This is a genomic window from Streptomyces sp. NPDC058964 (genome assembly GCF_042741275.1).
Lineage (GTDB): Bacteria > Actinomycetota > Actinomycetes > Streptomycetales > Streptomycetaceae > Streptomyces.
The window spans coordinates 1-9,292 of the sequence record NZ_JBHYKH010000360.1 but is presented as its reverse complement, the minus strand read 5'-3'; the positions used below and the strand labels follow the sequence as shown (position 1 = coordinate 9,292).

At 73.7% G+C, this 9,292-nt stretch carries 9 protein-coding genes and 1 pseudogene; 2 read left to right on the top strand and 8 right to left on the bottom strand.

Going from position 1 to position 9,292, the window contains the following annotated elements:
* Positions 1-248 precede the first annotated feature (248 nt).
* Genes ACFW2E_RS32945 through ribA form a run of 3 tightly spaced genes read right to left on the bottom strand, consistent with a single transcriptional unit; the run spans position 249 to position 2,626 of the window.
* Positions 249-1,394, bottom strand: coding sequence for an NAD(P)/FAD-dependent oxidoreductase (locus ACFW2E_RS32945; RefSeq protein WP_384471365.1), 1,146 nt, complete (start codon positions 1,392-1,394; stop codon positions 249-251).
* On the bottom strand, positions 1,391-1,933 hold the full coding sequence (locus ACFW2E_RS32940) for a hypothetical protein (RefSeq protein WP_384471362.1): 543 nt from the start codon (positions 1,931-1,933) through the stop codon (positions 1,391-1,393). The genes ACFW2E_RS32945 and ACFW2E_RS32940 overlap by 4 nt, the downstream gene beginning before the upstream one ends.
* A gap of 33 nt (positions 1,934-1,966) precedes the next feature.
* A complete protein-coding gene (gene ribA, locus ACFW2E_RS32935) occupies positions 1,967-2,626 on the bottom strand; it encodes a GTP cyclohydrolase II (RefSeq protein ID WP_384471359.1) in 660 nt (219 codons plus the stop codon).
* A 38-nt stretch (positions 2,627-2,664) separates the two neighbouring features.
* Between ribA and ACFW2E_RS32930 the strand changes: the two genes are divergently transcribed.
* Entirely contained in the window at positions 2,665-3,441 is a 777-nt protein-coding gene (locus ACFW2E_RS32930) for a creatininase family protein (RefSeq protein WP_384471356.1), read from the top strand.
* A 104-nt stretch (positions 3,442-3,545) separates the two neighbouring features.
* Here the strand turns inward: ACFW2E_RS32930 and ACFW2E_RS32925 are convergent.
* From ACFW2E_RS32925 to ACFW2E_RS32905, 5 genes and pseudogenes are all read right to left on the bottom strand, one after another.
* Positions 3,546-4,286: pseudogene (locus ACFW2E_RS32925) on the bottom strand (YbhN family protein); the annotation flags it as partial.
* A gap of 236 nt (positions 4,287-4,522) precedes the next feature.
* On the bottom strand, positions 4,523-5,533 hold the full coding sequence (locus tag ACFW2E_RS32920; RefSeq protein ID WP_384471353.1) for a trans-aconitate methyltransferase: 1,011 nt from the start codon (positions 5,531-5,533) through the stop codon (positions 4,523-4,525).
* Positions 5,530-6,717 (bottom strand): glycosyltransferase family 4 protein, encoded by a 1,188-nt coding sequence (locus tag ACFW2E_RS32915; RefSeq protein WP_384471350.1) that lies wholly within the window; start codon positions 6,715-6,717, stop codon positions 5,530-5,532. The genes ACFW2E_RS32920 and ACFW2E_RS32915 overlap by 4 nt, the downstream gene beginning before the upstream one ends.
* The gene (locus ACFW2E_RS32910; RefSeq protein WP_384471347.1) at positions 6,714-7,112 is read right to left on the bottom strand and encodes a 6-pyruvoyl tetrahydropterin synthase family protein; all 399 of its coding nucleotides are present in this window, start codon (positions 7,110-7,112) and stop codon (positions 6,714-6,716) included. The genes ACFW2E_RS32915 and ACFW2E_RS32910 overlap by 4 nt, the downstream gene beginning before the upstream one ends.
* A 174-nt stretch (positions 7,113-7,286) precedes the next feature.
* Positions 7,287-8,279: a dehydrogenase gene (locus tag ACFW2E_RS32905; protein WP_384471344.1), complete on the bottom strand. Its 993-nt coding sequence runs from the start codon at positions 8,277-8,279 to the stop codon at positions 7,287-7,289.
* Positions 8,280-8,386: 107 nt separating this feature from the next.
* Here ACFW2E_RS32905 and ACFW2E_RS32900 point away from each other — a divergent pair, with 107 nt between their 5' ends.
* Positions 8,387-9,148: a CDP-alcohol phosphatidyltransferase family protein gene (locus ACFW2E_RS32900; RefSeq protein WP_384471341.1), complete on the top strand. Its 762-nt coding sequence runs from the start codon at positions 8,387-8,389 to the stop codon at positions 9,146-9,148.
* The last annotated feature ends 144 nt before the right edge of the window (positions 9,149-9,292 follow it).

Sequence of the window (9,292 nt, the reverse complement as noted above, 5' to 3'; positions counted from 1 at the left end):
GTGCGGTGCGGTGCGGTGCGGTGCGGTGCGGTGCCACAGCCGTACCCGCTCGGCGCGGTCGCACAGCACGGCGAGGCCGCTGCCGTGGACGGTCCGGCGCCGTCCGGTGGACGGTGCCGCCCCGCCGCGGGGACTCCTCCACCGTCGGCGTCACCCCGCTCCCGGCGAGGCGGCGGGCGTCGGCGGCACGATCGGTGTGCGGCGCCCGGCCGTACGGACTTCGTGGTGCAGCCGCACATGGAGCTCGGTCATACCAGGTTGGCCTCGGGGCGCGGGGCGTCGGCCGCGAAACGGCCGGCGCTCAAGGGGCTGACGTCCAGGAAGGGTGCGCGGCCGAGGTACAGGTCGCGGACGACCTCGCCGACGGCGGGTCCCTGGAGGAAGCCGTGTCCGGAGAAACCCGTCGCGTACAGGAAGCGGGAGACCGAAGTGGCCTCGCCGATCAGGGCGTTGTGATCGGGGGTGTTCTCGTACAGGCCGGCCCAGCCGCCGGTGCGGCGCAGGTCGAGCAGGGCGGGCGCGCGCCGCTCCATCGCCTCGTACAACCGGGGGATCCAGCGGTCGTGTGTGTCGGTGGCGAAGCCGGGCTTCTCGTCGGGGTCGGACATGCCGAGGAGCAGGCCGGGACCCTCGGCGTGGAAGTAGAGGCTGGTGGTGAAGTCGATGGTCATGGGAAGACCGGCGGGAAGCCCCGGGACCGGTTCGGTGACGGCGATCTGGCGGCGCAGCGGCTGTACGGGCAGGTCGACCCCGGCCATCGCGCCGACGGCCCGGGACCAGGCGCCGGCCGCGCAGATCACCGTGCCGGTGGCGATCCGGCCGAGGGTGGTGGTCACGGCCGTGATGGTGCTGCCGTGCAGTTCGATGCCGGTGACCTCGGTGTGGCGCAGGATCCGGGCGCCGTGCGCACGGGCGGCGGCCGCGTAGCCGTGGACGACGGACTCGGGGGTGCAGTGCCCGTCGTCCGGCGAGTGGGCCGCGGCGAGCAGCCCGTCGGTGCTGATCAGCGGGGAGAGGCGCCGGGCCTCCTTCGGGGTGATCATCCGGCTGGGTACGCCGAGCGAGTTCTGCAGCCGCACGCCCGCCTCGAAGGAGGCCACCTCCTCGGGCGTCGACAGCAGGAAGAGGTAGCCGACGCGGTGGAGCCCGATGTCGTACCCGATCTCCTCCCGGAACCGCCCGAACGCCTCCAGGCTCCTGGCTCCGAGCAGGATGTTGAGCTCGTCGGAGAACTGCGCCCGCACCCCGCCGGCCGCCTTGGAGGTGGAACCGGCGGCGAGCTCGTCGCGCTCGACCAGTACGACGTCCCGTACGCCGGCGCGGGCCAGGTGGCAGGCGATGGCGGTGCCCATCACCCCGCCGCCGACGACCACGACCCGGGCCTGGAGATTCACGTGCCTGCCTCCTTCACCGCGCAAAGCACAACCCAGGCCGCGGCGGCGTCCTGGATGCCCACACCGACCACTGTGCATCCGGGTGCCGGCCGCTCACCACGCACCACGGGAGTCGTGCCGAGGGTGCGGGCGGCGACCGGTGACGCTCCGGCCACGGCGTCCTCGGCGGTACAGGTCACGTGCACCGGTACGTCCGGCTCGGCCGCCAGGGTGTCGGCGGAGCGGACCCGGTGCGCCGGATCCGGGCTCCGCGGCCGCACGGCCTTCACTCCGCGCCCGGGCGATCGCCCGCTCGTGCGCGAGGGCCTGGGTGCCGGAGCCCGGGATGCCCGGTTCCGCGCCCGCGCGGACGGCCGGCGCGTCGACGGCCACGGCGCTGCCCGCGGCCGTGCGCAGCGCGTCGTGACGGCCGGGCCGTCCAGGACGGCGGCGTTCCCCGTGCCGAGCGCGGTGCAGGCCGCCCGCCGCGAGGCGATCGCCGCGCCCGGGCCGAGCAGCCGCGCCACCTGGTCGCGCGGGAGGAGGACGTCGTCGGTCATCCCCTCATCCTGTCCGGGCCGCCGCCCGGTGAATCAGGACCAGTGGGCGACGGCGTCCAGATGGGGCAGGTTGTGGTCCATGCGCTCACGCTTGGTCCGCAGGTAGGTGATGTTGTTCTCGCAGGGCTCGATCAGCAGCGGGACCGTCTCTGCGACCTCGATTCCGTGCTGGATCAGCGACTCGCGCTTGCGCGGGTTGTTGGACATCAGGCGTACCGAGCGGACGCCCAGGTCGCGCAGGATCCCGGCGGCGGCGCCGTAGTCGCGGGCGTCGACCGGCAGACCGAGGGCGAGGTTCGCCTCGACGGTGTCCAGGCCCTCCGCCTGCAGGGCCATCGCGCGCAGCTTGGCGAGCAGTCCGATGCCCCGGCCCTCGTGGCCCCTCAAGTAGACGACGATGCCGCTGCCTTCGGCGACGACCGCGCGCAAAGCGGCGGCCAGCTGGTCGCCGCACTCGCAGTGCTGGGAGCCGAAGGCGTCACCGGTCAGGCATTCCGAGTGCAGCCGGGTGAGCACGTCTTCGGTGCTGATGTCGCCGTACACCAGGGCGACTTGCTCGTCCCCGCGGTCGTGGTCCAGGTAGCCGATCGCCTGGAATTTCCCGTACACGGTGGGCAGCGGTGCATTCACGACGCGTTCCACGCCCGAACGCCGTGGGGTCTTCTTGCCGAGTACGCCGATGTTTTCTGTCATGATCTGATTCCTAAGCAGAGACGAAAGGCCGTGAAAAAATGAGTGGTTCGGGCGCGCGTACGTCGGCATACGGTGTGCTGCCGGCGGACACTACGGAAGAGGTACGGACCAGGGGGGCGGGCGTCTCAACACAGGTCGCGGTCCTTCCCGTCGGGAGCTTCGAACAGCACGGTTCCTTCCTTCCGCTGGCGACGGACACGCTCGTCGCCTGCGCCGTCGCGCGGGAGATCGCCGCAGCGTACCCGGTGCACCTCCTTCCCCCCGTGACCATCGCCTGCTCGCACGAGCACGCGGCCTGGCCGGGAACGGTCAGCATCTCCGCCGTGACCCTGCACGCGGTGGTGCGGGACATCGCCGCCTCGCTGCGCGCATCGGGTGTCGGGGCGCTCGTCGTGGTCAACGGCCACGGCGGAAACTACGTACTGGGAAACGTCGTTCAGGAATCCTCGGCGCGCGGGGAACGCATGGCGCTGTTCCCGGCCGCGGAGGACTGGGAGGCGGCGCTGGAGCGCGCCGGGGTGGAGACGTCGCTGCTCACCGACATGCACGCGGGTGAAATCGAGACGTCCATTCTGCTGCACGCTCATCCCGAATTCGTCCGTCCTGGTTACGAGTCCGCCGATTTCACCGCGGACGACCGCCGTCATCTGCTCACCGTGGGAATGTCCGCCTATACCGAGTCGGGTGTCATCGGCCGCCCTTCCCTGGGTTCGGCGGAAAAGGGGAAGGCACTGCTGGCGAGCCTCGCCGACTCCTTCGGCGCGTATTTCGAGCTGCTCACCTCGCCGTCCCCGGCGGCAGGCGAACCCCGGTAGTCGCGGCGCAGCCCGCCGTACCAGCGGGCGACGAGGACGAGGGCGCCGGGCAGGCTCGCGACGAAGCTGAGCACGCCGTAGACGACGGCGACGGCCAGCCCGCTGCCGGCGCCCAGCCCGGCGGCGCCGAACGCCCACGCCGTGACGCCCTCCCGGGGGCCGAAACCCCCGATGTTCAGCGGCACGCCCATGGCGACCAGGGCGAGGACCGCGAGCGGGACCAGCACCGGGACCGAGGCCCCGGATCCGGCGACCCTGGCCGCCACCACGAACATGGCGATGTGCCCGGCCAGCACGACGGCGGAGGACAGGGCCACGCCGGGCCAGTTGGCGCGGGACAGCAGGGCCTGACGGGCCTCGCCGAGAGCCGTTCGCAGGGCGCCGCGGCGGGAGGGCGCGCGGTTCATGCGGATCGCGAGAATCACGGCGAGCGTGCCCGTGAGGGCGAAGGCCACCACCGGGGCGAGGTCGCGGGCGTCGTCCAGGACCGGGGACGGGAGGGTGAGCAGCACGGTCGCGCCGAACACGGCCAGCGCGACCTGGCCGGCGACCCGCTCCAGGACGACCGCCTTCACGCCGCGGCGGATGTCGCCGGCGCTCTGCCCGTGCCGCACCGCCCGGTGCACATCGCCGAGGACCCCGCCGGGCAGGGCCGCGTTCAGGAACAGCGCCCGGTAGTAGTCGGCCACGGCGGACCCCAGCGGCAGCCGGATACGCAGTCCGCGGGCCACCAACTGCCAGCGCCACGCGCTGAACACGGTGGTCACCACGCCGGTGCCCAGGGCCACCAGCAGCGTCACCGCGTCGATGCGGCGCAGCCCGTCCAGGAAGACTCCCGTGCCCATCCGCCACAGCAGGACGGCGAGGATGGCGACTCCGGCGACCGTGCCGAAGTGGGTGCGCACGGCACGGGAGTCGATGCGGGTCAGCAAGGAGCGGGCGGTGGCGCGCTCCCCGGTGCCTGCCTCCCGCGTACGCGGCTGCTCGCGTTCCGCCGTGCCGGGCTGCTGCGCGCGCGTGTGCTCGCGGCCCGGCGGGTCCAGGAGCGCGGTCACGGTCTCCGCGCCCACCGCCTGCGCGCTCATGACTCCCCGCCCTTCGGCCGGGCGAGCGCCAGCAGGTCGCTGTGGTGGACGACGACACCGAGCTCACCGGCCTCGCACGCGGCCAGCCGCTCCTGGAGGTAGCGGTCGGCGCGTTCGCGCAGTTCGGGCCGCTGCTCGACGGCCGCGCCGACCCAGCCGCGCAGCCACTGGGCGGTCAGCGCGGACTCGGCCGGGCCCAGCCGCCAGGCGCTGGGATTCACCTTCACCGTCGCGCCGCGCTCGCTGAAGGCCTCGCAGGCCACGGTGATCGCGTCGGGGCCGAGCAGTCCGCCGCGGCGCTGGTGGGCGTTGAACGCCTCGGCGATCTCCGCGTCCAGCGGGTGCGCGGGGGTCAGCTCGACTCGTCCGGCCACCGAGAGGGTCAGCAGAGCCGGGCAGCCGGCTCCGGCGCAGGCCTCGGCGAGGGTCTCGACCTCCTCGCGGGTGAGGACGTCGAGCAGCGCGGAGGCGGTCACCAGGGACGCGCCGAGCAGCGCGTCCGGGGTCAGCCGGGCCACGTCGCCGCGCCGAGTCTCCACGGTGACCCGGCTGCCGTCGGCGGCGGCGCGCGGGGAGGCCACGGCGGCGAAGTGGAGGAGGTAGGGGTCGCGGTCGTGCAGGACCCAGTGCTGGGGGCCGTCCAGCCGGGGCGCGAGCCAGCGGCCCATCGAGCCGGTGCCGCAGCCCAGGTCGTGCACGACGAGCCCGCCCGATGCCCGGCCGGGCATGTCGGCGAGCCGGATCCGCAGCGGGTCGAGCAGATCGAGCGCGCGGGCGTCCGCGTCGGCGCTCTCCCGCAACTGCAGCCACTCGGGCGCGTACCGGGGCGGCTCCTCGGCCGCGTCCTCGCGCAGGCGTACGGTGGCCCGCTCGCCGGCGCGCGCCGCGGGCCCGGCGCCGGGGATCACGTCGGACGGACCCGGCGTCTGGTCGGAAAGCATCTCGTCCCTCGGTCCGGGCTGTGCCGGAATCCCCTCGGTGGGTGTGGTGGTCGTGGTCTCGCTCATGCCGCCCTCCGGGGTTCGTCGGGGAGCCTCAGCAGGACTCCGGCCAGGCTGCGGGCCGTGGTGGCCCAGCCGTCGAGTGCCGCGCGGCGGCCGCGGGCCGCGGCCTTCAGCCGCCGGCGTACGTCGGCCTCGCCGAACCAGCCGCGCAGTTCCGCGGCGAGCGCGGCGGGATCCTCCGGCGGGACGAGGATGCCGGGCACGCCGCCGTCGGGTGCGCGGCCGACCGCCTCGGGCAGCCCGCCGACATCGGTCGCGAGGACCGGGATGCCGCGCGCGAGGGCCTCGGTCACCGCCATGCCGTAGGTCTCGGCGTAGGAGGTGAGGACCATCAGGTCGGCGGCGGCGTAGCTGGCGTCGAGGTCGGCGCCGGAGCGGGGGCCCGCAAGGTGCAGGCGGTCCGTCAGGCCGTACCTCGCGATCAGGGAGCGCAGGTGGGCGACGTACTCCGGATCCTGCCCGAGTCCGCCCACGCAGACGCAGGTCCACGGCAGGTCCCGTACCGTCGCGAGCGCCTCCACCAGCCGGTGCTGTCCCTTGCGCGGGGTCACCGCGGCCACGCACAGCAGGTGCGAGACGCCGTCGGTGCCGGCGGCGAGGGGCGCGATGTCGGCGCCGGGGGCGGCGACGTGCACCCGCTCCGGGGCGAGTCCGTGGTGGGAGACGAGGCGGCGCACCGCCCAGTCGCTGGTGGCCACCACCGCGGGCACGGCCCGGAGCACCGCGCGCTCGCGGGCGTCGAGGTCCGCGGCCACCGCCGGGTCGAGACCGGTCTCGTCGCCGAGCGGAAGGTGCACCAGCACCGCCAGGCGCAGGCGTTCGGCCTCGGGGACGACGATCTCGGGGACGCCGCAGGCCACCAGCCCGTCCAGCAGGACGACCGTACCGTCCGGCAGTTCCCGCAGCGTACGGGCGAGTTCCTCCCGGGCCGCCGCGCCGGGGCGGGGCCAGGTGCCGTCCACGGCGTGCTTGGTGACCTGCCAGCCGAAGCCGGGCAGGTCCAGGCACACGCGCCGGTCGTAGGCGTTGCCGCCGCTCGGCGTGGCCAGGTCGTCGACGCCGCCCGGCATGACGAAGTGCACGGTGCGCAGGGACATGGGGATGATCCCGACGTTCGCAGGGGCGGCCGCGCGCTGCGCGGGCAGGTAGGGGAGGGCCGGTGCCCGGTCGATGGTCGTGTCGGTCACAGGGCACGCTCGTAACTCGCCCAGGCGACATGTGACTCGTGGAGGGTGACCGTCAGGCCCGCCAGGCCCTTGGCCCCCTCGCCGAGGGCTCCCTTCTCGATCCGCTCCGCGAGCCGGTCGGCGATGACCTTGGCGAGGAACTCCGTGGAGGTGTTGACGCCGGCGAAATCGGGCTCGTTGTCGAGGTTTCTGTAGTTCAGCTCGCTGACGACGGCGGCCAGCTCCCGGGTGGCCAGTCCGATGTCGACGACGATGTTGTCGTCGTCCAGCTGCTCACGGCGGAACGTGGCATCCACGAGGAACGTGGCGCCGTGCAGTCGCTGCGCGGGCCCGAACACCTCGCCGCGGAAGCTGTGAGCGATCATGATGTGATCGCGGACGGTGATGCTGAACAACGGACGACCCTCCAGGTGCGGCGCGTCTGGTCCCCCGGCGGATCCCTGCCGGGGGATGCCGTGTAGTACGGCTCTTCGTTTCCCCGTGTTCAGCCTCCTTGCACTCTTTTCTCAGGTCAGGCGGTCTTGTTTCGCACGTCGGGCGGTCCTGTCGTACCGGATTGAACGGGTCCGTCATTGTGTGCCCGGGGCGCCGGTGTACCTGACGCGGTGGCACAGGGCCGGGATCTCGCCCGAGGCGAGCCCCGGCATCACCTCCGGCAGTTCCTCGAAGGCGCTCTCACCGGTGATGAGCGCGTCCAGCGCCGGGTCGGCGAGCAGGCCGAGGGCGAGGGCGAGCCGGTCGGCGTAGGTGCGGCTGGACCGGCGGGCCGGGGAGACGGTGCCGACCTGGCTGCTGCGGAGGGTGAGCCGCCGGGAGTGGAAGGCCTCGCCGAGCGGGAGGGCGACGCGCCGGTCGCCGTACCAGCTCAGTTCGAGGACCGTGCCCTCGGCCCTGAGGAGTTCGAGCGAGCGGGCGAGGCCCTGCTCGGTGGCGCTGGCGTGGACGACCAGGTCGCAGTCGCCGAGGGCGTCCCCGGGCGAGGCGAAGCCGACACCGAGGGCCTCGGCGGTCTTGGCGCGCGCCGGATCGGCGTCGACCAACTGCAGCCGCACTCCCGGGAAGCGGGCCAGCAGGGCGGCCACCGAGCAGCCGACCATTCCCCCGCCGACCACCGCGATCCGGTCGCCGACCAGCGGTGCGGCGTCCCACAGGGCGTTCACCGCGGTCTCGACGGTGCCGGCGAGCACGGCCCGTTCGGCGGGCACGGAGTCGGGCACCACGGTCACCGCGCTCACCGGAACGACGTAACGGGTCTGGTGCGGATACAGACAGAAGACCGTACGGCCGACCAGCGCATCCGGTCCCTCCTCCACGACCCCGACGCTGAGGTACCCGTACTTGACCGGCCCGGGGAAGTCGCCCTCCTGGAACGGCGCCCGCATCGCGCCGTGCTGGCTGGTCGGGACGCCGCCGCGGAAGACGAGCGTCTCCGTGCCGCGGCTCACCCCGGAGTACAGCGAGCGCACCAGTACCTCGCCGTCGGCGGGCCCCGCAAGGGTGATGTCACGGATCTCTCCGTGACCCGGCGAGCGCAGCCAGAACGCACGCGCGGAGCGGTTCATCGGCATCCTCCTGAACGATCGGGAAGTGGTTCACGTACCGAGATGTGCACAGGCCGCGCACAGTACGCGGCGTTGATCGACTCTGTCACTCGGCCGGAGGACGTGCGGTGTCCCTGAACAACACTTACGAAGCCAGGCTGGTCCAGCAGGAGCCCGCTGTGGGAGCGGGCGTGCAGATCCTGTTGCTGGCCCTGCTCGGTTCGGCGATCGGCATGGGGCCGGCCGGCTGGCTGACGGGACTCGTCTTCGCGATCGCGACGTGGGCGGTCCTCTCCCGGGCACTGCACCGCTCCCAGCTGCGCTCCTTCGGCCCGGCCAACCGGGTCACCCTCGGCCGGGCGACGCTGGTCGGCGGGGTGACGGCCCTGGTCGCGGACTCCTTCGAGAGCGCGCCCCCGGTCACGCTGCTGGTCGCCCTGACGGCGGTGGCCCTGCTGCTGGACGGCGTCGACGGCAAGGTCGCCCGCCGCACCGGCACGTCGACGGCGCTGGGCGCCCGCTTCGACATGGAGGTCGACGCGTTCCTGATCCTGGTGCTGAGCGTGTACGTGTCGACGCAGCTCGGCCCGTGGGTGCTGCTGATCGGCGGCATGCGCTACGCGTTCGTCGCCGCGGCCCGCGTCGCGCCCTGGCTGAACGCCCCGCTGCCGCCGTCCTTCGCCCGCAAGACCGTCGCCGCGATCCAGGGCGTCTGCCTGCTGCTGGCCGGCTCCGAACTGCTGCCGCACTTCGCCAACACGGCCGTGGCGATGCTGGCCCTCGGCTCGCTGCTGTGGTCGTTCGGGCGGGACGTGCTGTGGCTGTGGCGGACGTCCCGGCTCGTCGAGGAGGCGCCCGCGCGCGAGATGCTGGAGCTCGTCACCCAGTGACTCCCCCACCCCCGCTCGTGGGGGGGGGGCCGCGCGGGGGCCCAAACGGGGCCCTCGCGGGGCCCGGACCGCGGGGCGGGACCGGCGGGGGGGCCCGCCCCCCGCCCCCCCCCTCCCCCGGGGGGGGGCCGCCCCCGCCCGGGC

What these genes read in the sequence shown, in the direction of transcription:
- ACFW2E_RS32905 (WP_384471344.1), bottom strand. Translation starts at nt 8,279, where the DNA reads ATGAACCGCTCCGCGCGTGCGTTCTGGCTGCGCTCGCCGGGTCACGGA.
- ACFW2E_RS32920 (WP_384471353.1), bottom strand. Translation starts at nt 5,533, where the DNA reads ATGAGCGAGACCACGACCACCACACCCACCGAGGGGATTCCGGCACAG.
- ACFW2E_RS32930 (WP_384471356.1), top strand. Translation starts at nt 2,665, where the DNA reads ATGAGTGGTTCGGGCGCGCGTACGTCGGCATACGGTGTGCTGCCGGCG.
- ribA (WP_384471359.1), bottom strand. Translation starts at nt 2,626, where the DNA reads ATGACAGAAAACATCGGCGTACTCGGCAAGAAGACCCCACGGCGTTCG.
- ACFW2E_RS32940 (WP_384471362.1), bottom strand. Translation starts at nt 1,933, where the DNA reads ATGACCGACGACGTCCTCCTCCCGCGCGACCAGGTGGCGCGGCTGCTC.